The 23,638-nt window shown below is 73.9% G+C and carries 20 protein-coding genes; 10 read left to right on the top strand and 10 right to left on the bottom strand.

Features of this window, described 5'->3' with window-relative positions; translation table 11 throughout:
* The first annotated feature begins 27 nt into the window (after positions 1-27).
* Complete coding sequence (locus tag FYX01_RS07210; RefSeq protein ID WP_150238842.1) at positions 28-1,362, top strand: M16 family metallopeptidase; 1,335 nt, start codon at positions 28-30, stop codon at positions 1,360-1,362.
* A gap of 119 nt (positions 1,363-1,481) precedes the next feature.
* Here FYX01_RS07210 and FYX01_RS07205 read toward each other — a convergent pair whose 3' ends face one another.
* From FYX01_RS07205 to FYX01_RS07180, 6 genes are all read right to left on the bottom strand, one after another.
* Complete coding sequence (locus tag FYX01_RS07205) at positions 1,482-2,150, bottom strand: sigma-70 family RNA polymerase sigma factor (RefSeq protein WP_150238840.1); 669 nt, start codon at positions 2,148-2,150, stop codon at positions 1,482-1,484.
* 276 nt (positions 2,151-2,426) lie between these two features.
* The gene (locus tag FYX01_RS07200; RefSeq protein ID WP_150238838.1) at positions 2,427-2,987 is read right to left on the bottom strand and encodes a hypothetical protein; all 561 of its coding nucleotides are present in this window, start codon (positions 2,985-2,987) and stop codon (positions 2,427-2,429) included.
* Positions 2,988-3,081: 94 nt separating this feature from the next.
* Positions 3,082-4,290 (bottom strand): Dyp-type peroxidase, encoded by a 1,209-nt coding sequence (locus FYX01_RS07195; protein WP_150238836.1) that lies wholly within the window; start codon positions 4,288-4,290, stop codon positions 3,082-3,084.
* Positions 4,290-4,883 (bottom strand): copper chaperone PCu(A)C, encoded by a 594-nt coding sequence (locus tag FYX01_RS07190; RefSeq protein ID WP_150238834.1) that lies wholly within the window; start codon positions 4,881-4,883, stop codon positions 4,290-4,292. Before FYX01_RS07190 ends, FYX01_RS07195 begins: the two co-directional genes overlap by 1 nt.
* Before the next feature lie 148 nt (positions 4,884-5,031).
* Positions 5,032-5,511 carry an Hsp20/alpha crystallin family protein gene (locus FYX01_RS07185; RefSeq protein ID WP_150238832.1) on the bottom strand — a complete coding sequence of 160 codons (480 nt, stop codon included), beginning with the start codon at positions 5,509-5,511 and terminating at the stop codon, positions 5,032-5,034.
* 30 nt (positions 5,512-5,541) lie between these two features.
* Positions 5,542-7,143: a BCCT family transporter gene (locus tag FYX01_RS07180; protein WP_223830358.1), complete on the bottom strand. Its 1,602-nt coding sequence runs from the start codon at positions 7,141-7,143 to the stop codon at positions 5,542-5,544.
* 589 nt (positions 7,144-7,732) lie between these two features.
* Between FYX01_RS07180 and FYX01_RS07175 the strand changes: the two genes are divergently transcribed.
* The 4 genes from FYX01_RS07175 (at position 7,733) to FYX01_RS07160 (ending at position 12,613) form a co-directional block, all read left to right on the top strand.
* Positions 7,733-8,908 carry a polyprenyl synthetase family protein gene (locus tag FYX01_RS07175; protein ID WP_150238830.1) on the top strand — a complete coding sequence of 392 codons (1,176 nt, stop codon included), beginning with the start codon at positions 7,733-7,735 and terminating at the stop codon, positions 8,906-8,908.
* A 143-nt stretch (positions 8,909-9,051) separates the two neighbouring features.
* On the top strand, positions 9,052-10,512 hold the full coding sequence (crtI, locus tag FYX01_RS07170; RefSeq protein ID WP_150239391.1) for a phytoene desaturase family protein: 1,461 nt from the start codon (positions 9,052-9,054) through the stop codon (positions 10,510-10,512).
* Positions 10,509-11,486, top strand: coding sequence for a phytoene/squalene synthase family protein (locus tag FYX01_RS07165; RefSeq protein WP_150238828.1), 978 nt, complete (start codon positions 10,509-10,511; stop codon positions 11,484-11,486). Before crtI ends, FYX01_RS07165 begins: the two co-directional genes overlap by 4 nt.
* Before the next feature lie 116 nt (positions 11,487-11,602).
* Entirely contained in the window at positions 11,603-12,613 is a 1,011-nt protein-coding gene (locus FYX01_RS07160) for a DUF5914 domain-containing protein (RefSeq protein WP_150238826.1), read from the top strand.
* A gap of 115 nt (positions 12,614-12,728) precedes the next feature.
* On the opposite strand, the gene FYX01_RS07155 is transcribed toward FYX01_RS07160, so the two are convergent.
* Together FYX01_RS07155 and FYX01_RS07150 are read right to left on the bottom strand one after the other, a co-directional pair.
* The gene (locus FYX01_RS07155) at positions 12,729-14,336 is read right to left on the bottom strand and encodes an FAD-dependent oxidoreductase (RefSeq protein WP_150238824.1); all 1,608 of its coding nucleotides are present in this window, start codon (positions 14,334-14,336) and stop codon (positions 12,729-12,731) included.
* Positions 14,326-15,093 carry a class I SAM-dependent methyltransferase gene (locus FYX01_RS07150; RefSeq protein WP_150238822.1) on the bottom strand — a complete coding sequence of 256 codons (768 nt, stop codon included), beginning with the start codon at positions 15,091-15,093 and terminating at the stop codon, positions 14,326-14,328. The genes FYX01_RS07155 and FYX01_RS07150 overlap by 11 nt, the downstream gene beginning before the upstream one ends.
* A 62-nt stretch (positions 15,094-15,155) precedes the next feature.
* On the opposite strand from FYX01_RS07150, the gene FYX01_RS07145 reads away from it, so the two are divergent.
* From FYX01_RS07145 to FYX01_RS07135, 4 genes are all read left to right on the top strand, one after another.
* On the top strand, positions 15,156-16,346 hold the full coding sequence (locus FYX01_RS07145; RefSeq protein WP_150238820.1) for a lycopene cyclase family protein: 1,191 nt from the start codon (positions 15,156-15,158) through the stop codon (positions 16,344-16,346).
* Between the two features lie 69 nt (positions 16,347-16,415).
* Positions 16,416-16,541, top strand: coding sequence for a hypothetical protein (locus FYX01_RS27025; protein WP_263363710.1), 126 nt, complete (start codon positions 16,416-16,418; stop codon positions 16,539-16,541).
* Entirely contained in the window at positions 16,538-18,025 is a 1,488-nt protein-coding gene (locus FYX01_RS07140; RefSeq protein ID WP_150238818.1) for an SDR family oxidoreductase, read from the top strand. Before FYX01_RS27025 ends, FYX01_RS07140 begins: the two co-directional genes overlap by 4 nt.
* Positions 18,026-18,192: 167 nt before the next feature.
* Complete coding sequence (locus FYX01_RS07135; RefSeq protein WP_150238816.1) at positions 18,193-20,379, top strand: MMPL family transporter; 2,187 nt, start codon at positions 18,193-18,195, stop codon at positions 20,377-20,379.
* On the opposite strand, the gene FYX01_RS07130 is transcribed toward FYX01_RS07135, so the two are convergent.
* Positions 20,349-21,134 carry an aminotransferase class IV family protein gene (locus FYX01_RS07130; protein ID WP_150238814.1) on the bottom strand — a complete coding sequence of 262 codons (786 nt, stop codon included), beginning with the start codon at positions 21,132-21,134 and terminating at the stop codon, positions 20,349-20,351. The two genes, FYX01_RS07135 and FYX01_RS07130, sit on opposite strands and share 31 nt — an antisense overlap.
* 391 nt (positions 21,135-21,525) lie before the next feature.
* On the bottom strand, positions 21,526-22,701 hold the full coding sequence (locus FYX01_RS07125) for a UDP-N-acetylglucosamine--N-acetylmuramyl-(pentapeptide) pyrophosphoryl-undecaprenol N-acetylglucosamine transferase (protein ID WP_150238811.1): 1,176 nt from the start codon (positions 22,699-22,701) through the stop codon (positions 21,526-21,528).
* A 252-nt stretch (positions 22,702-22,953) separates the two neighbouring features.
* On the opposite strand from FYX01_RS07125, the gene FYX01_RS07120 reads away from it, so the two are divergent.
* Positions 22,954-23,622 carry an esterase/lipase family protein gene (locus tag FYX01_RS07120; protein WP_150238809.1) on the top strand — a complete coding sequence of 223 codons (669 nt, stop codon included), beginning with the start codon at positions 22,954-22,956 and terminating at the stop codon, positions 23,620-23,622.
* Positions 23,623-23,638: the final 16 nt, after the last annotated feature.

Here is a 23,638-nt window from a genome sequence, read left to right as displayed (position 1 = left end):
CCGACGTCCGACGAAGAAGAAGGATCTATGAGCTCTGTCCCCATCGCCGCCGAACAGGAGCCGGGCACGACCGTGACGCTGCTGGAGCCGGACGGCGGCTCCGGCCTGGTGCGCCGCACGGTGCTGCCCGGCGGGTTGCGCGTGGTCACCGAGACCGTCCCGGGCGGTCGGTCCGCCGCGTTCGGGATCTCGGCGACCACGGGTTCCCGCGACGAGGACTCCGCGCACGCGGGGTCCTCGCACTTCCTGGAGCACCTGCTGTTCAAGGGGACCAAGGCTCGCTCGACTCTGGAGATCTCCGCGCTGTTGGACGGTGTGGGGGCGGACCACAACGCCTACACCACCAAGGAGCACACCTGCTACTACGCCAAGGTGCTCGACCGGGACCTGCCGCTGGCCGTTGACGTGGTGGGCGACATGGTGGCCAACTCGGTGCTCGACGAGGGCGAGGTGGAGACCGAGCGGGGCGTGATCCTGGAGGAGATCGCCATGTACGAGGACGAGCCCGCCGACCTGGTGGACGACGTCTTCGCGGCGCACTTCTTCGGCGACTCGCCCCTGGGGCGCCCGATCCTGGGCACCAACGACACCATCCGGGCGCTGTCCCGGGACCGGATCGCCGAGCAGTACCGCGACGCGTACGTGCCCGGCGGGCTGATCGTGACCGCCGCGGGCAGCCTGGACCACGACCGGGTGGTGGAGCAGGTCCGGGAGGTCTTCGCCGAGCAGCTGGCCGCCTCCGGTGACGCCCGCCCGGTGCGCCCCCGCGCGGGCGGCTCCCCGGCGGCCACCCACGGGGGCACGGTGGTGGAGTCGCGCGAGACCGAGCAGGCGCACATCATCCTCGGCTCGGAGGGCCTGACCCGCAACGACCCGCGTTGGAACGCGCTGCGGCTGCTCAGCGCCGCCCTGGGCGGCGGGATGTCGTCCCGGCTGTTCCAGGAGGTGCGCGAGAAGCGGGGCCTGGCCTACGCCGTGCACGCCTACCACACCAGCTACGCCGACACCGGCATCTTCCAGATCTACGCGGGCTGCCTGCCGGAGAAGGCCGACGAGGTCATCGGGGTCTGCCGCGAGGAACTGGCGAAGGTGGCCGCCTCGGGGCTCACCGGCGAGGAGCTGAAGCGCGCCAAGGGCCAGATCCAGGGGTCGCTGGTGCTGGGCACCGAGGGCACCAACGCGCGGATGGGACGGCTGCTCTCGCACGAGCTGAACCGTCCCCGCCACTTCTCGATCGACGAGGACCTGGCGCTGGTCGAGGCCGTGACCGGGGAGGAGGTGGCCGAGGTGGCCGCCGACCTGCTGGCGAAGCCCCGAGCGCTGGCCGTGATCGGCCCCTACGAGGCCGACCGGACCTTCTAGAGGCCGGCGCCTTCGACGCACCGCCCGCTCTCCCGGACGCCCCGGGTCCCCGCCGCCCACGCGGCCGGGACCCGGGGCGTCGGCGCTCCACACCGCCGACGTGCTCCGGTCCGCCTTCCTCAGGCGGTGAACCCGCGTAGCAGCTCGTCGCGGGCGCGGGCGACCCGCGAGCGGATCGTGCCCACGGGGACACCCGCCGACCGGGCGGCCTCGGCGTAGGTCAGGCCCTCGACCTGGGTGAGGACGAACGCCCGCCGCCGCTCGGCCGGGAGCCCGTCCAGCAGGGCGCGCAGGGCGACGTACTCGTCGAACCGGGCCGACCGCTCGGGCAGGAGGTCCCAGTCGGCCGGGCCCACGCAGTCGGGCCGTGCGGCGTCGCTGCGGTAGCGGTCGACGACGGTGTTGCGGGCGATGGCCAGCAGCCAGGCCCGTGCCGGGGCGCGTCCGGCGAACCGCGGCAGGCCGTGCAGTGCCCGCAGGTAGGTCTCCTGGGTGAGCTCCTCGACCCGGTCGGAGTGGACCCTGCGGGAGATGTAGCGGGCGACGTCGGGACGGGTGCACCGGACGAACGCCTCCAGCGCGGTGTCCGAGCCCCGGCGTGCGGCGAGCGCCAGCCGGTCGAGTTCGCGGTCGTGTTCCTCGGGGGAGCGGGGCTCTCCCCCCGGGCTCGGTGCGGTGCTTCGGGGTGCACCCGCGGGACGGTCGGTCCGCGGGCGGTGCGTGGGACGTCGGGAGGGGTGCCGCGCCCGGACCGGGCGCTGTTCCTGGGACGTGGTTTCGGTGGGCATCGGTGCTCCGGGTTCCGGGCGCGCACGACCGGCCCGGCGGCGGACGGCCTCGGGCGGGGTGGTGCGCGCGGTGGTGGAAGGCGTGCGGGGCCGGCCTCGTGGAGGGGGACCGGACGCGGGCACGCGGGAACCGGGCGTGCGCGGGAGGCGCGTGTGGCGCGGTGGGGCCGCGGCACGGCGCGGGGCACGCCGGGGCCGCGGTCCTCCCGGGTCGCGCGGGCGCGGGGAAGACGGCGGGGGAGCGCGGGCGCGAAGCGGTCCGGGACGGACGGCGGCCTAAAGCCCCGGCGGACCCCTCAGAACCAGGCTGTGCCGCAGGTAGGGCGTGACGGGCGCGGGCGCGTCCCGCTCGGGGAACGGGGACGACGGTACCCGCTCGTGCGTCGGACGCGGTACCGCGAGCACCAGGACGGGCAGCAGCGCGGCGGCGGTCAGCCGCAGGTAGGAGAAGAGCGCCGCCTCGCCCTGGCGAAGCCACCAGGCGCACACGGCGCCCGCCACCACGTGGGCGGCGAGCATGTCGGCGCCGCCCGAGGCGGCCTCCACGGCGGCGGGGCCGACCGTGTGGGCGCCGTGGGCGCCCGCTGACCAGTCCGCGGAGAACACCAGGTGCAGGCCCAGTTGGCCCCACGCCATCCACCCGGCGATCGTGCCGAACCCGCGTTCGCGGCCGGTCGCGGCCCAGGCGAAGGCGTAGACCAGGACGGCGCCCACGAGCAGGCCGCCGAGCGGAACGCCGTGGTCCGAGGTCAGGGTGTGGCCGCCCACGGACACGGCGGTGCACACCGAGGCGAACACCCCGGCGCGGGCCGCGCGCAGGGGTGGCCGCTCCGTCATGGACTCATCGTCGCACCCGCTCGTCCCGCCCTGTGTCCGGGGCCCGAGGCGGGGCCGTTCCAGAAGGTGCGGCACGCGGACGGGTACGGGGCTCTCATCCTTCGAGCAGGGGCCGGCCCACGTATCCTCCCTCCTCGCAGCCCGGCGGAAGGGCGAACACCGCCGATCCCACGGCGGTCGTCCACTGGTTGAGCAGATCCAGTTCGTCCAGGCGCTGCTGGACGGGTGCGAACTGGCGCAGCGGGTCGGCCTGGTAGGAGGCGAACAGCAACCCCGCGTCCTGGCCGCCGGAATCCCGGTGGTCGTAGTTGTAGCCGCGGCGGAAGATCCGCTGGCCCGGGTCGTCGGTGCGGGCCCGGCGCACGTGCGCGAACGCGGGGATGGCCGGCAGCCCCGAGGAGTCGGTGGCGTCCAGGTCCACCTCGTCGTGCTCCTCGGTGCCGGTCAGCGGCGCGCCGTTGTCCACGCGGCGGCCGATGACCGCCTCCCGCGCGGGCCGGTCCAGCTCGTCCCAGGTGTCCAGGTGGGTGGCGATCCGACGCAACACCAGGCTCGTGCCGCCCTCCAGCCACTCCGGTTCGCCGCCGACCCACACGAGACGGTCGAACTCCTCGGTCCCCGGCACCGGGTTGACGGTACCGTCCACCTGCCCCATCAGGTTGCGCATGGTGGTGCCCCCGGGCTGGGATCCGTGGGCACGGCGGAACCCGGTCTGTGTCCACCGCACCCGCGCGAAGGACCGCGCGTCCTTGAGCATCATCCGCACCGCGTGGGAGACGGTGACGGGATCGTCCGCGCACACCTGGAGCAGCAGGTCCGCCCCGCCCCAGGCCGGGTCGAGCCGGTCGTGGTCGAATTCCGGCAGCGGCCCCAGCCAGTCCGGTACGGCGGTGGCGTCCACCCGTTCCACCAGGCCCCTGCCGAACCCGAACGTGGTGGTGAGCCGGGCCGGGACCTCGGCGAGTTCGGGCTCGGTGTCGGCCAGGGCGGGTTCGCCTTGGGACATGCGTGCCGCGTCGTCGCTGAGCAGCCGCATGAGCCGCCGAACCCCGTCGGCGTCGGTCCCCGGTTCCAGATCCAGGGCGACGAAGGTGCCGTGCGCCTGCGGCGGCGTCTCCACCCCCGCCTGCCGGGTGCCGTGGAACGGTACGGTCAGCGTGCCGTTGAGGACGGGGGCCCGGGGAGCCGGCGCCGGCTCCGCCGTCCACCGGTGGGCGAGCGCGCCCCCGGCGGCACCGGCACCGGCGGCGGCGCCTCCGAGGAGCAGGCCCCGGCGGCTGAACTGTGCCTCGCCGTCACCCATCAGTGGTCCTCGTGCCCTTCGTGCCCCCCGTCCTGGGACTCCTCCGGCCCTTCGCCCCCGTACTCCTCGTCGGCTCCGGCGTAGTCCTTGACGGCCGCGGTGAACTCGGCCGTGGAACCGTCGGAGAACTCCACGGTGACGTTCGCGTCGGCGCCCGGTTCGAGGTCCTCGGCCAGGTCCATGACCATGATGTGGTCGGCGCCGGGCTCCAGCACATGGCTGCCTTCCGGGGGGACGGTGAAGCCGCCCTCCTTCTCGCGCATGGTGGAGTCCGCCCCCTCGGTGACGGACTCGTGCAGTTCGACCTTCCCGGCCGCGCCGTAGCTCGCGGAGACGAGGGTGATCTCCTGGCCGGAGCCGTTGACCAGCTCCCCGAAGACGCCGGTCATCCCCTCCTCGGCGGTGACGGCCTTGATCCAGGGATCGGTCACGGAGAAGGAGTCGGCTTCGGTCGCCGCGGCGCCGGCCTCCTGGTCCGCTGGGGCGGTGCCCTCCTCCGGGGCCCCGCCGCAGGCGGTGAGGGCGAGGCCGAGGCAGAGCAGGGAGGCCGCCCAGGCGGTGTGAGCGGTACGGATGGTGCGGACGCGATCCATGTTCTCTCCATGGGTTCGGGCCGCGCTCTCGCGGCCGTTCACCCCACGGGTCGGTCCGGGGCGCCGTTCGGTTCCCGGCGACTTCCGTCACACGCGCCGCACATGGCGGGGCCCCGCGGGAATGCTCCCGCGGGGCCCCGCCGACGGTTCAGGACTTCTGGTCCCGGGACCGCCTGCGCACGGTGATGCGCTTGGGCCCCTTGGCGTTGGCGGCGCCGTGCACCACCACCTCCAGCAGCCCCTCGTCGTAGCTGGCCTCGATGTCCTTCTCCTCCACCTCCTCCGGGAGGCTGATCTCCCGGCGGAACTTTCCCATGAACCGCTCGGAGGAGTAGTAGACGACGCTGCTCTCCTCGTCCCGCTGACGCTCGCCGGTGATGGTGAGGATTCCGTGGTTGAGGCTGACGGACACGTCCTGTTCCCGCACACCGGGCACTTCGCAGCGGATGATCAGCTCGTTGCCCCGGGCGAGGATGTCGGTGGGCGGGCTCCACGCGTCGGCGTGTCCGCGCTCGCGCTCACCGACGTGCCCGGTCTCCACCGAGGCCATGCTGTCGGAGATGCGGTTCATCTCGGTGATCATGTCCACCACACCGTGGAAGGGGTTGTTGAATCTCTTCGGCGCCACGGTCGCCTCCTTTCTTCGTGCTGTCTGGGACTACACGCGCGGCTGTCCCTCAGGGAACGGGCCGGAGGGTTGACGGTCCTCGGCGCGCCGTTCCCTCGGGCCCCCCGGCCTGGGTTCGTCCGACAGTGCCTTGACCAGGCCCCACACCATGAACAACAGGATGATCGCGAAGGGCAGACCGGTGACGACGGACGCGGCCTGTAGGGCCGCCAGCGCGTTCTCGCCGCCCAGCACCAGCAGGATCAGGGTGACCGCGCCCTCGCTGATGGCCCAGAAGGCGCGCTGGGCCCGGACCGGCCTGATGCCGCCGCCGCTGGTGAGCGTGTCCACCACCAGGGATCCGGAGTCGGAGGAGGTGATGAAGAAGACGGTCACCACGATGATCAGCAGGAGGGAGATGAGGCCTCCGACGATCGCTCCCCCCGGCAGCAGTTCCAGCAGGCGGAAGGACCGGTCCTCCTCGCTCAGCGCGTTCAGGCCGCCGTCGCCGAACAGCTCGTAGTAGAGCCCGGAACCGCCGAACACGCCGAACCACAGGATGGACACGACGACCGGGGCGAACAGCGCCCCGAGCACGAACTCGCGGATGGTGCGTCCGTAGGAGATCCGGGCCAGGAAGATGCCGACGAACGGTGCCCAGGAGATCCACCAGCCCCAGTAGAAGATGCTCCAGGCGGTGACCCACTCGAACGCCTGCGGGTCCACGCGCGGGCTGGGGAAGGACAGGCTCCAGGGAATGAGGTTGTTCAGGTACTCGCCCGCGCCCGTGGTCATCATGCTGATGATCCACAGCTTGGGACCCAGGGCGAAGACGACCACCAACAGCAGGAACGCCAGCCACAGGTTGATGACGGACAGTCGGCGGATGCCCTTGTCGATGCCCGAGAGCACGCTGACCAGGGCGACCCCGGTGATCACGATGATGATCAACGACTGCACGGTGGAGTTGGACGGAATGCCGAAGACGGAGGTGAGGCCGCCGTTGATCTGGAGCGTTCCCAGGCCCAGGGACGTGGCCAGGCCGAAGATGGTGCCGAACACGGCCACGATGTCCACGATGTTGCCGGGCCAGCCGAAGGCGCGGTCGCCCAGCAGCGGGTAGAGCGCGGAGGCGGGGCGCAGGGGGAGGCCCTTGCGGAATGCGAAGTAGCCCAGGGACAGGCCGAGCGCGATGTAGATCGCCCAGGGGTGGAGGCCCCAGTGGAAGTAGCTCAGGGCCAGGGCGTCGTTGGCGGCCTCCGCCAGGGGCGGTGACCCCTCGACAGGGGTCAGCTCCGCGGAGCGGGGCGCGTGCAGGTGGTGAATGGGTTCTGAGACCCCCCAGAACACCAGGCCGATCCCCATGCCGGTGGTGAAGAGCATGGCGAACCAGGGCAGCGTCCCGAACTCGGGGCGCGAGTCGTCGGGGCCCAGACGGACCTTCCCGAACCGGCTGAGCATGAGGAAGAACGCCAGCAGGAGGAAGAAGGTGGTGGACAGGACGTAGACCCAGCCCAGGGTCTCACCGATCCAGTCCCGTGCGGTCGTGGCCGCGGTCAGCAACGGATCGGTGGCGACGATGCCGATGACGACGAAGGCGAGGATCACGATCCCGGAGACTCCGAAGACCGTGGGGTTGGTGTGTTCTCGGATGTACTCACGTAGGGGTGAGATGGTGGCTCCTTCCCAGCCCCGGAGGGTCGGGCGTCCCCTCTGGTCGGGGGATGCCGGGCCGTGCGTGTCCGGCCCATGGTCATGTCTCGTGGGATGGTAGGGGCTGAGCGCCATGTCGTGAAGCAACCGCACGATCGCGGAGTGTTGGCTTACGAGAGACAAAGCGCGTTTTTGGGGTTTATGGGTCCCATTCGGCCATGTCGGACTGTGTTGTGCCGTGGAAGAGGGCGACCGCGCCCCGCGTCCCCGTCAGCCGGACGGCCATCCGGTACGGCGAGCGGGTGAAGCCGACCGGCGAGTCGCTGCCCGTCGCTCCGGAGAGCGTCGTAGAGTTCGGCGCGCGACCTGATTTCCGGATCCACCGGACGGGGCTCCCCGGAACCGGGTGGAGAGGACGCGGTCGACGCGGTGTCCATGCCTCCTCTCCCGCACTCGTGCGACCGGCGCCTCCGGCCGTCCCCGGAAGTCCGAGCGTGGCGGCTCGCCGGGCCCAGCCCGAAGCGGGACACGTCTTCGACGCGGGGATTCATCCTCGGCGAGGGGGGAAGTGGTTCGCCTACCAAGATGCATGGACTCTGAGTCTTCCGGGCGCGAAGTCCGGGACCATCCCGGGGAGGATGCCGTCAATCCCATCCTGAACACCCACAGGCACACCGACCACGGGAACGGCGCGGCCGGGGACGAGCGTGCCGCCCTGGACGACGCGCTGCGGCACTACCTCGACCGCAGGCTCGACGAGGCCGGGCGCGTCGACGGTGAGTTCGGCAGGGACCTGGCCGGGACGACCGCCCGCTTCACCCTGGGCGGGGGCAAGAGGATGCGGTCCCGGCTGGCGTGGTGGGGATGGACCGCGGGCGGGGGCGCGTCCAGCGGGGACACGGCGCGCTCCGCCCTCCAGGCCTGCGCCGCCCTGGAACTCATCCAGACCTGCGCGCTCGTCCACGACGACGTGATGGACGGCTCCCCGACCCGCCGGGGCCGCCCCTCGGTGCACGCCCACCACATCGGCGAGCACCTGCGTGACGGACTCGTCGGAGAGCCCCGCCGCTACGGCGAGGCGCTGGCCGTGCTCGTGGGGGACCTCGCCCTGGTGTGGGCCGACGACATGCTGGGAGAGGCCCTGCCGGGCGTCCCCGAGCCCACGCGGGCTCGGGCCGTGTGGCGGGAGCTGCGCACCGAGATCATGGCCGGACAGTTCCTCGACGTGCGCGCCCAGGCCCGCAGGGAGCGCTCGGAGGAGGCGGCCCTGCGCGTGGACCTGCTCAAGACGGCCTCGTACAGCGTCGAGCGGCCCCTGCACCTGGGCGCGGCGATGGCCGGGGCCGACCCGGCGACGGTGGACGTGCTGCGCGGCTACGGCAGGGACGTCGGCACGGCCTTCCAGCTGCGCGACGACCTCCTCGGCGTCTACGGGGACAGCGGCCGGACCGGCAAACCGGTGGGCGAGGACATCCGCGAGGGCAAGTGCACCCTGCTGCTCGTGGCCGGCATCCGCCTGGCCCGGGAGCGCGGGGACACCGCCGCGCTGCGGCTGCTCGACCTGGTCGGTGCCCCCGACACGGACGCGGACCCCGCCGAGGTGGCCGACGCCCTGGACCGCGTCGGCGCCCGCGACCTGGTTCGGCGCAGGTGCCGGGAACTCGCCGCGCGGGGCGAGGCCCGGCTGGAGGGACTCGACGCGCCCGGGCCCGTGCTGGAGGGGCTGCGCACTCTGTCGGCCCTGACCGCGCGGGAGTCCCCATGACGGGCCGTGCGTGACCACGGCGCGGGAAGGCGTCCGAGGTGTCCGTCCGACCGGAGAGGAGTACCGCCGTGCCCGACCCCGAGAAACCCGAGCCGCGAACGGCCCCGCCCAGGACGCGGTCGGGACCGCGCGGACGCGATCCCGTGGTGGTCGTGGGCGCCGGGCTGTCCGGACTGGCCTGCGCGCTGCACCTGCTGGGCGCCGGCCGAGAGGTCACCGTGGTCGAGCGCGAGCCGCATCCGGGCGGGCGTGCGGGTCGGCTCGACCTGGACGGCTTCCAGATCGACACCGGCCCCACCGTGCTCACCATGCCCGAACTCCTCGACGAGGCCCTGGGCGCGGTCGGCGAGACCGTGGCCGACCGCCTCGACCTGGTGCCGCTGAGCCCCGCCTACCGGGCCTCCTTCGCCGACGGATCCTCGATCGACGTGCACACCGAGCGCGAGGCGATGGCCGCCGAGGTCGCCCGGGTGGCCGGACCGCGCGAGGCCGACGGCTACCTGCGGCTGCGCGACTGGCTCACCCGGCTGTACCGGGTGGAGATGCGCTCCTTCATCGACGCCCAGTTCGACTCGCCGCTGGACCTGGTCCGCCCCGACCTCCTCCGGCTCGCCGCGATGGGGGGTTTCGGCAGGCTGGCCCCGGCGGTGGGCCGCCACGTGCGGGACGAGCGGCTGCGCCGTGTCTTCTCCTTCCAGTCGCTGTACGCGGGGGTGGCGCCGGAGAGAGCCCTGGCCGCCTACGCCGTCATCGCCTACATGGACACCGTCGCCGGGGTCCACTTCCCCAGGGGCGGGATGCGCGCGCTGGGCGAGGCCCTGGCGGGCGCGGTCGTCAAGGCCGGGGGAACCGTGCGCTACGGGGACGCGGTCTCCCGGCTCGAACGCGCCGGTACGCGGGTCACCGCCGTCGTCACCGAGGAGGGGGACCGGCTGGCCTGCGACCAGGTGGTGCTCACCACCGACCTGCCCGCCGCCCACCGGCTGCTCGGCCACACACCCCGGCGTCCGGTGGCCACGCGCTACTCGCCCTCGGCGGTAGTCCTGCACCTGGGCACCGACCGCACCTGGGAGGGACTGGGCCACCACACCATCTCCTTCGGTGACGCCTGGAAGCGCACCTTCACCGAGATCATCCACCGGGGCCGCACCATGAGCGACCCCTCCCTGCTGGTCACCCAGCCCAGCCGCACCGACCCGACGCTCGCCCCCGAGGGCCGACACCTGCTGTACGTGCTCGCCCCGGCGCCCAACCTGGCCGCGGGCGACATCGACTGGGACCGGGAGGGCCCCCGCTACCGGGACCACCTGGTCGAGGTGCTGGAACAGCGGGGACTGGACGGGCTGGACGCCTCCGTGCGCACCGAGCACCTGGTCACCCCGGCGGACTGGGCACGGCAGGGGCTCGCCCACGGCACGCCGTTCTCGCTGGCGCACACCTTCGCGCAGACCGGGCCCTTCCGGCCCCGCAACACCGTTCCCGGGACCTCCAACGCCGTCCTGGCCGGATGCGGGACCACACCGGGGGTCGGCCTGCCGACCGTGCTGATCTCGGGCAAGCTCGCCGCCGCCAAGGTGGTCCGACGGACGGGAGGGCGCCGATGAGCGCGGGGACCGCGGAACTGGACGCAGCGGGGATCACCGGCCAGCCGTTGCGGGAGGCCTACCTCAGGTGCCGCACCCTGCACGCCCGTCACGGGCGCACGTACTACACGGCCACGCGGGTGCTGCCGCCCGAGCACCGGCCCGGGGTGCACGCACTGTACGGGTTCGCCCGGTGGGTGGACGACATCGTGGACGAGCCGCCGTCCGGCACCACCCCGGGAGACCAGGCCGCGCGTCTGGACGGCATCGGCGCCGACCTCGCCCGCGTGCTGGCCGGAGGGCGGGCGCGGGACGCCGAGAACGCGCCCGTGCTCAGCGCCCTGGCGCACACGGTGGACCGGTACGGGCTGCCGTACGTCTACTTCACCGCGTTCATGTCCTCCATGCGCATGGACCTGGCCGTCACCGGCTACCGCGACCTGGACCACCTGCGCGAGTACATGTACGGCTCGGCGGCGGTGATCGGCCTGCAGGTCCTGCCGGTCCTGGGGACGGTGGTCCCGCGGGAGGAGGCGGCCCCGCACGCCGCCGCGCTGGGCGAGGCCTTCCAGCTCACCAACTTCCTGCGCGACGTGGCCGAGGACCTGCGGCGCGGCCGCGTCTACCTGCCCCGGGACGTGCTGGCGGCGCACGGCGTGGACCGGGACCTGCTGGAGCGGTGCGAGCGGGCACGGGAGTCCCATCCGCGCGTGCGCGACGCCCTGGCCGACCTGGTGGAGGTCAACCAGGGCTTCTACCGGCGGGCCGAACCGGGCATCGCCATGCTCTCGCCGGTGGCGCGCCCGTGTGTCGCCACCGCCTTCCGGCTCTACCGCGCGATCCTGGACGAGGTGCGCGCGGCCGACTACGACGTGTGGAGCGTCCGGCACCGCGTCTCGGACACCCGCAAGGCGGCCGCGGCCGTGCCCGCCCTCGCGCGCTCGCTGTTCGCCCGGTCGCTGAGGGGCAGGGTGCCGCGTCCCCGGACCGGCTGAGGAGGCGGCTCCCCGGCCCGGCCGGCTCCGGACGGATCCGGCGGGTCCTGCCCGGCTCCGGGCGGACCCGGTCCCCGGCCCCGAACCCCTCGGCCCGACGTATCTGGAGGACTCCCGTGACACTGCCCGATCCCCGGCCGCGGCGGTTTCCCCTGCGCCGCATGCCCGCCACCATGTGGAGGGCCCAGGAGCCCACCTGGCGGGAGGGGTCGCCCGCCGTCATCGAAGCGGCGCTCAAACGCGCTCTCGCCCGTCCCTCCGGGAACTGGTTCGTGCTGGCCGCGAGCGCCGAGGTGCGCGCGGACCGGCCGTTCGGACGCGTCGTGGCGGGAACCGAGCTGGTGGCCTGGCGCACGCCGGACGGGACCGCGCACGCGGGGCCGGGCGCCTGCCCCCACCTGGGTGCCCCGCTGTGCCGGGGGGCGGTGGACTCCGGGCGCCTGGTGTGCCGGTGGCACGGGCTGTCGCTGGACGGGGACGGGTTCCCCGGCTGGGACCCCTATCCGGTCCACGACGACGGCGTGCTGGTGTGGGTGCGCCTGGACCACGCGGGCGGTGAGGAGCCCCTGGACGCGCCGGTGGTGCCCGAGCGCCCCGGTCCCGGGGGGAGCCTGGCCGCGGTGGAGAGTATGGCCGGGCGGTGCGAACCCGAGGACGTGGTGGCCAACCGGCTCGATCCGTGGCACGGCTCGTGGTTCCATCCCTACTCGTTCGTGGGGTTGGAGGTGACCGAGGTGCCCCGGGGAGCCGATCCGGACCCGGACCGGATGGTGGTGGACGTGGGTTTCCGTGTGGCGGGCCGGTGGGGCGTACCGGTGCGCGCGGAGTTCCACTGCCCCGAACCGCGCACCGTGGTCATGCGCGTCATCGAGGGTGAGGGGCTGGGCAGCGTGGTGGAGACGCACGCCACCCCGCTGGGCGTGGACGGGCGCGGGGTTCCGCGCACGGCGGTCATCGAGGCCACGGTGGCGAGTTCGGAGCGGACCGGGTTCGCGATCGCCAGGAAGGTGGCCGGGGCGGTGGTGCGCCCCGCCATACGGATGGCCGCCCGGCGCCTGTGGAGGGACGACCTGGCCTACGCCGAGCGCCGGTACCTGCTGAGGAGCACCGGCCGCTGGCCCGGCTGACACGGCCTCCTGCCGCGGTGCGGTGACCGGGCGCCTTCACCGGATGCTCTTGCTCCCGGCGGCACTCTCGACCACCGACAGTGCCGCTGGGAGCGAGATCATCGCTGTGCGCGCCCTAACGCGAGCGCCGGGCCCACCGGGCGAGTGCCCGAAGCGGGGCAGACCTGCCCCGCCGGGGCACGGTCCACACCGTGTGTCCCGGCCTCCCCCAGCGCGACAGCAGCGCGTTGGCGGCGAGCAGGCCGCTGGTGGCCGCGCGTTCCATGAGCGCCACGGGCAGGTCCGTGCGCACGTGGTCGCCCGCCACCACCACGAACGGGTCGGGGGCGGCCACCCCGCAGCGGTCGCGGTGGCTTCCGGGGGCGAACAGCGGGCAGTCCGCGCGCGTCTCGTGCCGGGAGTCCACCGCCCGGGCCCGCGCGAGCTCCGGGTAGACGGTCCGCGCCTGCTCCCACAGCCTGCGCCGTTCGAGCACGGGATCGCACCCCTCCTCCAGCGCGTAGGCGTGCAGTTCCACCACGGACCCGCCGGTGCGCCGCGCCCATGCGCGGGCCTCGTCCTCGTAGCGATCCAGCACGCTGACGTTGTCCAGCGTCGGGTAGCCCGCCGTGCCCAGGAAGGCGGGCCGGTGCGGACGCACGGGCCGGTCCAGCCAGTAGCGCGACACTAGGAACGGGGGAGCCGTCTCCACACGGGCCATCCGGTCGCGCCACTCCCGGCCGCCCCCCGACTCCGGGCCGCCCGGTCCGGGGGCGCCCAGCCCCGGCGATGCCGCCACCAGGCCGCGCGTCCCGGCCGGGGTGGCGGCGAGCACCACGGCGTCGGCCCCGGCCTCGAAGGACCCGCCCTCGGGCGCCCGGCCGCGCACCGAGAACCGGTGCTCCCGGCCCGGGTGGACCGCGTCGACCGGGGAGGCCGTGCGAAAGCGCACCCCGAGCTTGGCGAGGTGGCGTTCCAGGGGGTCCCACAGCGCCTGCGGGAACGGCGAGCGCGGCACGTCGAACACCAGCCCCTCGGACGAGCCGAGGAAGTAGACGTGGAACATCACCGCCAGCTCGGCCGCCGACAGCCGTCCCGGATCGGCGAAGAAGCTGCGCGTGAACACCTCGAACGCCAGGTGCCGGGCCGTGGGCGGGAAGCGCACCGCCTCCAGCAGGTCCCGGGCGCTCAGCCGGTCCAGGCGCTCGTACACGCCGGGCACGTCCACGTCGAGCAGTTGTAGCGCCGCGGGCACGTTGACCCGGGCCAGGTCGCGTGGCGGGAAGCTCGGACTGGTCGCCGCCAGGACGGCGGCGTTCCACGGCGGCGTCGGGGGCAGCCCCGAGAAGCGGTCGCGCGGGCCGTTCCGGTGCACGAGCGGGTAGTCGGTGAGCGGGACCAGGGAGTCGAGCCCCGGGTCCGCGCGGCGCAGCAGTGCGCGCAGGTTGTAGTACTGGCGGAAGAACGCGTGGAAGCCCCGGGTCATGGTCGCGGGCGAGCCGTCGGAGAGCGTCGTGGTCCAGCCGCGCAGGCGGCCACCGAGCGAGGGCTCGCGTTCGAACACCGTCACGTCCACGTCCCGTTCGGCCAGGGCGCAGGCCGCGGCCAGCCCGGCGATGCCGCCGCCGACCACGGCCACGTGGGGCACGGCCGCCGTGCGCGGCCCGATGGGCGGGGCGGGCGGAACGGCCTCGGCCAGGGGGTCGCGTACGCCCTCGGGCCGGGCGGCGCCGTCAGCGGCCATCGGCGGGGCCCTCGTGGGCGTCGAGCGGGCGCCGGCCGACGAAGGTGTGCGTGACCCCGTACTGCCAGCCCGGCAGCGGCGCGCTGGCCACCGACTCCAGTCCCGCGCGGCGCATCCGCTCCAGCAGCGCGGTCCGGCCGTCGAACTCCAGGACGCTGCGCCACAGGTACCGGAACAGGTCGGCGCGGCCGGTCAGCACCCTTCCCGCCGGGATCACCGCGCCCCAGCACACCGCCGACCACACCATCCGTGCCGACGCCGAGTCGGCCACGGAGTACTCGTGCAGGGCGATCCGCCCGCCGGGCCGCAGCAGGGCGCGCACGGCCGACAGCAGGGCGTCGGGGTCGGGGCAGTTGCGGATCAGGTAGGCCCCGAACACCGCGTCCACGGGTCCGTCAAGGTGCTCGGCCGCCCACGCGGGGGTGAGCTCCTCCGCCCGGGCCCGGCGGAAGGAGACCGAGGCGGGCCAGCGCTTGGCGCGTGCGGCCTCCAGCATGCCGTCCGAGGCGTCCACACCCGCGATCCGGGCCCCGGGAAGCGCGTGCAGCAGGGCGGCGGTGGAGGCCCCGGTGCCACATCCGAGGTCGAGCAGGCGCAGCCCCGATCCGTCGCCGGGCAGTCCCAGCCGCCTCGCGGAGATCCGCAGGTGGGCGTGGTAGCCGGGGTTGGCGGCCACGAGCCGGTCGTAGGCCCCGGCGGCGTGGTCGAACTCGTCGGTGACCGCGCCGTCCTTCATCGCGTGCGTCGTGGTGTTCACGGACTCTCCCGGGGCGGGTGTTCACTGCGGGCACGGACGGACTCCCAGTGCATGCTGGGAACATGGCCGACTACGACGTGGCGATCATCGGCGGGGGAGCCGCTGGGCTCAGCCTCACCCACCAGCTCCGCGGGGTCAACGACCGACGTGGCCGACCGTTGCGCGTCGCCCTGGTGGAGCCGCCGCCGGGCCCGCACACGCCTCCCGCGCGCACATGGTGCTTCTGGGAGCCCGACGGCGGGTCGTGGGACGACCTGCTGGCCGCCCGCTGGGAGCACCTGTCGGTGGTGGCGGCCGACGGGGCCGAGCACTCCTCCCCGGCCTCGCCCTACGTGTACAAGATGCTGAGGTCGGCCGACGTGGACGCGCACGTACGCGCCTCGGCGGGCGGGCGCGTGGACCAGTTGCCGCTGCTGGTCACCGAGGTCCGCGACGGCGCGGACCACGCCGTGGTCCGGGGCGGGGAGCCCGGCGGGGGGACGGCGTCCCTGACCGCGGAGTGGGTGTTCGACTCGCGGCCCCCCCAGCCCGTCCCACGGGGGCGGACCCACCTGCTCCAGCACTTCCGGGGATGGTTCGTGCGCACCTCCCACGACGCCTTCGACCCCGCCTCGGCCGTGCTGATGGACCTGCGCCCTCCCCAGCCCCCGGCCGGGGTGGCCTTCGGCTACGTGCTGCCGCTGTCGCCGCGCGAGGCGCTGGTGGAGTACACCGAGTTCGGCCGCGAGGCGCTCACCACCCCCGAGTACGAGCGCGCGCTCAAGGACTACTGCGGGCTGCTGGGCCTGGCGGACGTGGAGGTGACGGCCGCGGAGCAGGGTGTCATCCCGATGACCGACGCCCGCTTCCGGCCCCGGGCGGGGCGGCGCGTGTTCCGGCTGGGCACGGCGGGCGGCGCCACCCGGCCCTCGACCGGGTACACGTTCAGCGGGGTGCGGCGCCAGACGGCGGCCGTGGCGCGGGCCCTGGCCGAGGGGCGCGTCCCGGTCCCGCCGGTGCCGCACCGGCGCCGACACCTGGCGATGGACGCGGTCATGCTGCGGGCCCTGGACACCGGCAGGGTCCGGGGCTCGGAGTTCTTCTCCGGACTGTTCGCGGCCAACCGCCTCGGTGACGTGCTGGCCTTCCTCGACGGAGGCTCGCGCCTGCACCGGGAGCTGGCCATGGGGTTCACGACCCCGGTGGCGGCCATGTCGCTGACCAGCCTGGACCAGGCGTGGTACTCGCTGCGCACCAGGCACTCCCGCCCCTGAGCGGCCGGCTCCGCCGGACGCGGAGACGGGGCCGTTGACCAGGCGGTTCGGCTTGTGATGCGCGCCCTGGTGCCCGACTCTTTCCGGGAGGACACCGAAGGGGGAATCACCATGGAACTGGACACCGGACGCCCGGCCGACCGCCACCGTCCCAGCGCGGACCGCCACACCCGCACCGCCGGGGCGGCGGGATGACGGCGGGACCGACCCTGGTCACCGGGGCCACCGGCTACATCGGCGGGCGCCTGGTCCCGGAGCTGCTCGACGCCGGTTACCGCGTCCGCTGTCTGGCCCGTGCCCCGGACAAGCTGCGCGACCAGCCCTGGCGCGACCGCGTGGAGGTGGTCCGGGGCGACGTCGTCAGTGGTGAGGGCCTCGACGAGGCCCTCCGGGACGTGGCCACCGCCTACTACCTCGTGCACTCGATGTCCGGAGGGCGCGACTTCGGGGGCACCGACGCCGACGCGGCGCGCAACTTCGCGCGCGCCGCGGAGCGGGCGGGGGCGTCCCGCCTGGTCTACCTGGGCGGACTCGCCCCGGAGGGGGTCCGGCTGTCGCCGCACATGGCCTCGCGCGAGGAGGTCGGCCGGATCCTGCTGGAGTCGGGCGTGCCCACCGCCGTGCTGCGCGCGGCGGTGATCCTCGGTTCCGGATCGGCCTCCTTCGAGATGCTGCGGTACCTCACCGAGCGGCTGCCGGTGATGACCACGCCCCGGTGGGTGCGCAGCCGCGTGCAGCCGATCGCCGTGCGCGACGTGCTGCGGCTGCTGGTCGGCACGGCCGGGCTCCCCGACCACGTGGACCGGACCTTCGACATCGGCGGTCCGGAGGTGCTCACCTACGCGGAGATGGTCCAGCGCTTCGCGCGTGCGGCGGGGGTTCCCAGAAGGACGATCATCCCCGTCCCGGTGCTCACCCCGGGGCTGTCCAGCCTGTGGGTGGGGCTGGTCACGCCGGTTCCGCCAGCGATCGCCCGGCCCCTGGTGGAGTCGCTGCGCCACGACGCCGTGGTCGGCGAGGACGACCTGTCCGAACTGCTGGGGGACCGCGACAGGCTCCGCTTCGACCACGCGGTGGAGTTGGCCCTGCGCAGTACCGACGAGTCCCGCGTGGACACCTGGTGGTCCTCGGCGGCCTGGCCGAGCGCCCCGTCCGACCCGCTGCCGACCGACCCCGACTGGGCGGGCGGCAGCCTCTACACCGACGTGCGCGCCCGCTACGTGGACGCCGCTCCCGAGGCGGTGTGGAGGGTGATCGAGGGGATCGGCGGCGAGCACGGCTGGTACTCGTGGCCCCTGGCCTGGGCGGCGCGCGGGTGGATCGACCTGGCCGTGGGCGGGGTCGGTCCGCGCCGGGGGAGGCGCGACCCCTCACGGCTGCGGGTGGGCGACTCCCTGGACTCCTGGAGGGTGGAGGAGGTCGTCCCGGGCGGACTGCTGCGTCTGCGCGCGGAGATGCGGCTGCCGGGTCCGGCCTGGCTGGAGCTGGGCGTGAGCCGTGTGCGCGGGCGCACGGTCTACCACCAGCGCGCGCTCTTCCAACCGCGCGGCCTGGCGGGGCACCTGTACTGGAAGGCCGTGACGCCCTTCCACGGGCTCGTGTTCGGTGCCATGGCCGACAACATCGCCGCGACCGCCGAGGCCGGGGAGACGGGAGAGGCAGGACCCGAGGCCCCCTGACCTTCCCGCGCATGCCGGGGGCCGCGGACGTGCCCGTGCGAGGGCCGGTGCCCCGGGGCGGGTGTGACGTGAGGGGGCCGGGGTAGGGGCTGGCTCCGTCATCGACCCGCAAAGCGCGATTCTCGTTCTCCAGGCCGAAAGCCGCTGGCAGCAGTAGGGGCCCGTACGTGGACAAGGACAACGGCCGACCAGTCCGGCGGTCGCGCTGGTGGATCGGTGCGGCCCTGCTGGTCGCCCTGGTGTGGCTGCTGGGAGCCGGGCCCCTGGGCATGTTCCTGGGCAGGCTCGGCGAGGTGCAGACCAACGACCCCGGCGCGTTCCTGCCCGTGGGCGCCGAGTCCACCGAGGTCGCCGAGATCGCCGAGGAGTTCGACCGGGAGGACTCCGCACCGGCGGTCGTCGTCTACTCCCGGGAGGACGGCGGCGGGGAGATCTCCGGGGAGGAACTGGCCGACATCGCGGCGGTCGCCGAGGACGTCGCCGGGGAGCCCTGGGTCTCCGGCGACGTCGCCGGACCCTTCCCCGGCACCGAGGACCCCTCCGTCGCCCAGTTCGTCGTCCCGGTCGACTCGGCCGCCGACACGGGCGACGCGGTCACCGAACTGCGCGCGCTGCTGGACGAGGATCCCGTCTCCGGGCTCCGGGCCCAGGTCACCGGGCCCGCCGGCTACGCGGCCGACCTCGCCGCGGCCTTCGGCGGCATCGACTCCACCCTGCTGGTCGTCGCCGTCTCGGCGGTCCTGGTCATCCTCGTGGCCGTCTACCGCTCACCGCTGCTGCCGGTGCTGGTCATCCTCGCCTGCCTGCTCGCCCTCGGCCTGTCCGGGGCACTGGTCTACCTGGCCGCCGACACCGGGTTGGTCAGCCTCAACGGCCAGAGCCAGGGCATCCTGTTCATCCTGGTCGTGGGCGCCTGCACCGACTACGCCCTGCTGCTCGTGGCCCGCTACCGGGAGGAGCTGGCCGTCCGGGAACGGGTCCCCGAGGCCGTCCTGGCCGCCGTACGGGGGGTGACCGGTCCGGTCCTGGCCTCCGGCGGCACCGTCGTCCTCGGCCTGCTCTGCCTGCTCGCCGCCGACCTGGCCTCCACCCGCAGCCTCGGACCCGTCGTGGCCGTCGGCGTCGTCGCCGCACTGCTCGCGGCGACGACCTTCCTGCCCGCGGTGCTCGCGCTGTGCGGACGCGCGGCGTTCTGGCCCGTGGCGCCGCACGGGGCGCCCGGAGGGGAGGGGGGCTTCGAGGAGGTCGCCGCCCGCCACCGGTTCTGGGGGGACCTGGCGACGGCCGTCGCCCGCAGGCCCCGAACGTACTGGGTCCTCACCACGGCGGTCCTGGCGGCCGCGGCGGTGTTCGCGCCACGGTTCGACGCCGGGGGAACCGGCCAGGCCGAGGTCTTTCGCACCGAGGTGGAGGCGGTGGAGGCGCAGGAGGTGCTCGACCGGGGCTTCGGCTCCGACGCCAGCGCCGCCCCCGCCCTCGTGGTCGCCGACGCCGACCGTCTGGACGAGGTCGTCCGGGTCGCGGAGGGCCTGCCGCTGGTGGACGAGGCCGCGCCGGTCACCGAGCCCGGCCCGCACGGAGCCGACCCGCCGCCCCTGGAGGAGGACGGCCGCGTGCTGGTCGAGGCCGTCCTCACGGTCGGCCCCGAGTCGCCCGAGGCGGTGGACGCCGTGCGGGACCTGCGCGAGGAGTCGCGCGCCGTGGAGGGCGCCGACGCGCTGGTCGGCGGGGTGAGCGCCACCGACCTGGACACCCTGGAGACGGCGCGGCGCGACTTCGCGGTCGTGGTGCCGCTCGTGCTCGTCGTGGTCTTCCTCGTGCTCATCCCGCTGCTGCGTTCACTGGTGGCGCCACTGCTGCTGATGGCGGTCAACGTGCTGTCCTTCGCGGCCGCGCTGGGTGTGGGAACCGTGGTCTTCGACCACGTGCTCGACCTGCCCGGAGCCGACCCGGTGGTGCCGCTGTTCGCTTTCGTGTTCCTGGTGGCGCTGGGGATCGACTACAGCATCTTCCTGATGTCCCGGGCCCGGGAGGAGACCCTGGAACACGGGCACCGCGAGGGCGTGCTGCGCGCGCTCACCGTCACCGGCGGGGTGATCACCTCCGCCGGGGTGGTCCTGGCCGTGACCTTCGCCGCGCTGGCGGTGATCCCGCTGTTGTTCCTGCTCCAGTTGGCGTTCCTGGTGGCGTTCGGGGTACTGGTGGACGCGCTGCTCGTGAGGACCGTGCTGGTGCCCGCGCTGGCGCTGGACATCGGGCCGCGCGTGTGGTGGCCGGGCGGGGCCCGGACGGCGGGGAACCGACCGGCGGGGGAACCCGCGGGCTACAGCGGTTCGTCGGGGAGCGCGGAGTAGGCGGCGGCGAGCTTGCGGACCAGTGCCGGCTGCGGCAGGTGGACGCCGTCGATGGCGGCCACCGGTCGCACCCCGGTGGTGGCGTTGGTGACGAACGCGCCCGCCGTCCGGGTGCTCGCGGCCGAGGCGATCGGCCGGGTGCTCACCGGAACGCCCAGTTCCCCGGCCACCCGCTCGATCAGCCGTGTCGTCACACCGGGGAGGCACGGGGCCTGCGGCCAGACGATGCCGCCGCCGTCCAGGAAGCCGATGTTCCAGGTGGGGCCCTCCGAGACCCGGCCGTCCACGCCCGTGAACAGGGCGTCGTCGTAGCCGTCCAACTGGGCGGAGCGCCGCTGCTGGATCGCCCCGAACAGCCCGGTGCTCTTGATCCGCGGGGTGTCGCGGGTGAACAGCCGGGTACCCAGGCGCACGGGTGGTGGTGTGGTGCCGGGCGCGGAACGGGTGGTGACCAGGATGTGCGGGAGCTGGCGCGCGGAGGGGCGGCCCAGGTCCATGCGGGGGTCGAACACGGTCACGCGCACCACCGCGGGGGAGGGGTGCGCGCGGGCGGTGCGGCGGGCGAGTTCACGGACCCGGGAGAGGTCCAGGTCGGCGCCGAAGAGGGCACGGCAGTCGCGGCTCAGGCGCTCCATGTGCAGGTCGAGCCCGCGAACGCGCAGGTCGTTGACGAGCATGGTGGTGAAGTGGCCGTAGCCGTGCAGGGCGAGGCCCGCGAGTTCCCCGGTGCTGACGGGGCGTCCGTTCAGTTCCATGGTGTCCTCATGATGGCACTTCGGGACTCCGGCCACCGGGCTTTCCGCGTCCGGTCCTCCGGGTGCGCAGGGCCCCACGCCGAAGGGCTGGCCGGTTCTCCTCCGTTCCGGGTGCTCAGCCGCGGGGGTCAGGGGGAGCGGGGTCCTCTGGCGGCCGCCTGGGCCCGTGGGGTTGGCAGAGCCTCCAGCGGACCCCGACCAGGCATCCGTAGGGCGCGGGCTGGTGGCCCGCCGAAGAGGGTCGGCGTAGGGCGTTCCGGTGGTCCCGGCCAGGCACCCGTAGGGGGAGGTCCGCCCCTGTGGTTCTCCCGACCCGGCTGGGGCGGAGGTTGGCAGTCGGCTTCTCGACCCCAGGGGCGGGCCACTCCCGCACGTGCGCGGGATCCGCCCCTCAGCCCCGGGCGGCTGACAGCACCACGTCGACCAGGCGCTCGGCGGCGTCGGGCCGCCCGTGCTCACGGGCCCGCTCCGCGATCCGCGCGCGCCGCTGCGGGTCGTCCAGCAGCGGCTCCACCGCCGCCTGGAGCCCCTGCGCCGTGACCTCGTCCAAGAGGGCCACCGCGGCACCCGACTCCTGGAGGTGGCGGGCGTTGTGCCGCTGCTCGTCGCCGGCGGAGGAGGCGAGCGGAACCAGCACGGCTGCCTTGCCCAGCGCGGTCAGCTCCGCGATCGTCCCCGCACCGCTGCGGGAGATCACCACGTCGGCCAGCGCCAGCACGTCGGGCAGTTCCGGGCCGACGAAGTCCGTCAGGTGGTACCGCTCGGCGAGGCCGGGCGGAAGGTCGGCCGCGCTGTGGCGCAGCCCCTCCAGGTTCGCCGCTCCGCACTGGTGGACGACGTTGGCGCGTGCGAGCAGCCACGGCAGGACGGCGCGGACCGTGTCGTTGATCTGCGCCGAACCCTGCGCCCCGCCCGTGACGTAGACGGTGGGGAGCGCGGGGTCGTGCCCCTCGAACCCGAGCCCCTTGGCCGCGCGGTCGGCCTGCCCGGTCAGCACCTCCGGACGCACCGGGTTGCCGGTCACGGCGGCGTGGGCACGCACGGGCGCCGGAAGCAGTTCGATCGTGGACGGGGAGGACACGGCGACACGGGCCGACACACGGGCGAGGACCTTGTTGGCCAGGCCCAGGCGGACCGTCTGTTCGTGCACGACGAGCGGGCGGCGGCACAGCTTCGCGGCCAGGCCCACGGGAACCGCCACGTAACCGCCGGTGGCCAGCACCGCGTCGGGCGCGAAGCCGGCGACCAGGCGCCGGGCCTGCGCGATCCCCCGGGGGACGTTGGCCATGTCCCTGATGTTGGCCGGGGAGAGAAGTCCGAGCGGGTTCTTCGAGCGGCGGATCTTGCCCGTCGCGACCGGCGCGAAGGCGATCCCCTCAGCCGCCGCGACCCGGGACTCCAGGCTGTCCGCCGTGCCCACCCACAGCACGTCCAGGCCGTGGCCAGCCGCCTCCAGCCGATCCCGCAGCGTGCGGACGGAGGTGAGGGCGGGATAGGTGTGTCCACCCGTTCCCCCTCCGGTCACGATCAGACGGATATCCCGCGGAGGGAGGTCGTCGCTGTTCACATGGTTCCCATCTGGTCGCCCCGAGGCGGGGCAGAGCGAAGGTATGACAAGGAAGGAGGCACATGCGGGCGATGTGGTGCCCGCGCCGTGCCCCCACAGCACGTTAGCCTCCGGAGGACCCGTCGCAGAACAGGCGTTCCCGTGCCGTCGCGGTGGACGGGGACGGAGTACGCGGACGCCCGTGGTTCCCCTGATGCGCGCCGGAGGGATCGTCACGGACAATCAGGACTCCCTTACGGAAAGGAGTCGACGATGCGATCCTCCCTCGCACCCGTCCTCACCGCACTGACCCTGGCCTCCGCGGTCATGGTCCCGGCGACCGCCCACGCCCAGGAACGCGACCCCGTCCTCTTCGTGCACGGCTACAGCGGGAGCGGAGACAACTGGGACTCGATGATCGCCGACTTCACCGACGACGGATGGAACGGCGACCGGCTGTACACCATCAGCTACGACTACGACGCCTCCAACGAGGCGACCGCCCGGCTGATCGGACGGGAGGTCGACAGGATCCTCGACGAGACCGGACACGACGCGGTGGACCTGGTCACCCACTCCATGGGCGGGCTGTCCTCCCGCTGGTACCTGAAGTTCCTCGACGGGCACGAGGACGTCGACGACTGGGTCTCGCTCGCCGGCCCCAACGAGGGCTCCCTCGTGCGGCTGCCGTGCGTGGAGACCTCCCCCTCGTGTCAGGAGGTGGTCGTGGGGTCGGAGTTCCTGGAGGAGCTCAACTCCGGCGACCCGACTCCGGGAGACGTCACGTACACGACCTTCCGGTCGTTGTGCGACTTCGTCGTCCGGCCCTCCACCAGCGTCACCCTTCCCGGGGCCGACAACCACCGGGTCGGCTGCGTCGGACACATCTCGTTCCTCACCGACCCCGAGGTGTCCCAGGACGTGCGCGACACGCTGTCCTGACGCTCCCCGGCGCCCG

Origin of the sequence: Nocardiopsis quinghaiensis (assembly GCF_008638365.1) — a bacterium.
Lineage (GTDB): Bacteria > Actinomycetota > Actinomycetes > Streptosporangiales > Streptosporangiaceae > Nocardiopsis > Nocardiopsis quinghaiensis.
This window is presented reverse-complemented; position numbering and strand designations above follow the sequence as displayed.

Bases quoted from the DNA above. Each gene is read 5' to 3' on its own strand.
- FYX01_RS07210 (WP_150238842.1), top strand. From the start codon at position 28: ATGAGCTCTGTCCCCATCGCCGCCGAACAGGAGCCGGGCACGACCGTG.
- FYX01_RS07145 (WP_150238820.1), top strand. From the start codon at position 15,156: ATGGCCGACTACGACGTGGCGATCATCGGCGGGGGAGCCGCTGGGCTC.
- FYX01_RS07155 (WP_150238824.1), bottom strand. From the start codon at position 14,336: ATGGCCGCTGACGGCGCCGCCCGGCCCGAGGGCGTACGCGACCCCCTG.
- FYX01_RS07205 (WP_150238840.1), bottom strand. From the start codon at position 2,150: ATGCCCACCGAAACCACGTCCCAGGAACAGCGCCCGGTCCGGGCGCGG.
- FYX01_RS07200 (WP_150238838.1), bottom strand. From the start codon at position 2,987: ATGACGGAGCGGCCACCCCTGCGCGCGGCCCGCGCCGGGGTGTTCGCC.
- FYX01_RS07140 (WP_150238818.1), top strand. From the start codon at position 16,538: ATGACGGCGGGACCGACCCTGGTCACCGGGGCCACCGGCTACATCGGC.
- FYX01_RS07130 (WP_150238814.1), bottom strand. From the start codon at position 21,134: ATGGAACTGAACGGACGCCCCGTCAGCACCGGGGAACTCGCGGGCCTC.
- FYX01_RS07175 (WP_150238830.1), top strand. From the start codon at position 7,733: ATGGACTCTGAGTCTTCCGGGCGCGAAGTCCGGGACCATCCCGGGGAG.
- FYX01_RS07165 (WP_150238828.1), top strand. From the start codon at position 10,509: ATGAGCGCGGGGACCGCGGAACTGGACGCAGCGGGGATCACCGGCCAG.
- FYX01_RS07195 (WP_150238836.1), bottom strand. From the start codon at position 4,290: ATGGGTGACGGCGAGGCACAGTTCAGCCGCCGGGGCCTGCTCCTCGGA.
- FYX01_RS07190 (WP_150238834.1), bottom strand. From the start codon at position 4,883: ATGGATCGCGTCCGCACCATCCGTACCGCTCACACCGCCTGGGCGGCC.
- FYX01_RS07120 (WP_150238809.1), top strand. From the start codon at position 22,954: ATGCGATCCTCCCTCGCACCCGTCCTCACCGCACTGACCCTGGCCTCC.